The organism is Chryseobacterium artocarpi, from assembly GCF_001684975.1.
Taxonomy (GTDB): Bacteria; Bacteroidota; Bacteroidia; order Flavobacteriales; family Weeksellaceae; genus Chryseobacterium; species Chryseobacterium artocarpi.
Window position 1 is genome coordinate 1 of the sequence record NZ_MAYH01000038.1, and the last position, 437, is coordinate 437.

The 437-nt window shown below is 35.7% G+C and carries 1 protein-coding gene; it reads right to left on the reverse strand.

Translation table 11 applies throughout. The features are described 5' to 3' along the window. Positions 1 to 370 (reverse strand): hypothetical protein (locus tag BBI01_RS22840; RefSeq protein ID WP_228394016.1); only part of this gene is annotated, 370 nt, incomplete at its 3' end. Positions 371 to 437 lie beyond the last annotated feature (67 nt).

The following is a 437-nucleotide window of genomic DNA, read 5'->3' on the forward strand; positions in this document are numbered from 1 at the left end:
AATCTTTTAGTTCAGCCATAAACTCCACAAAGGTTACTTCCTCACCATCAGGAAATACTCTTTTAAGAATTGAGCTTCTGATATCGTTTGCATCAATTTCTGTTCCCAGCAGAAAGACGCACGGGATATCTAATTTGAGCAGAAAATTTTGTGAGAAGTCACATACAAAATTTGTTTTCCCCTGACCTGGCATTTCTTTGATCAATGCAACCTTGGATTTTAGACTTTCCAGATCAGATAGATTATCTCTCAATTTGTAAGAAAACAAACTACATTCATTTCCAAGATTTATTTGTTTGATTCTGTTATCAGTATCTCGGAGATTTTGTAACCAGTTTTGCGCCTGTTCACTGATATTGGTAATGTTCACTTGCTTAGGCTCGAATTTAAATAACGAGGGATTAAAACTAAAAGGTGGAAGGGCCAGTTTTTTCAGT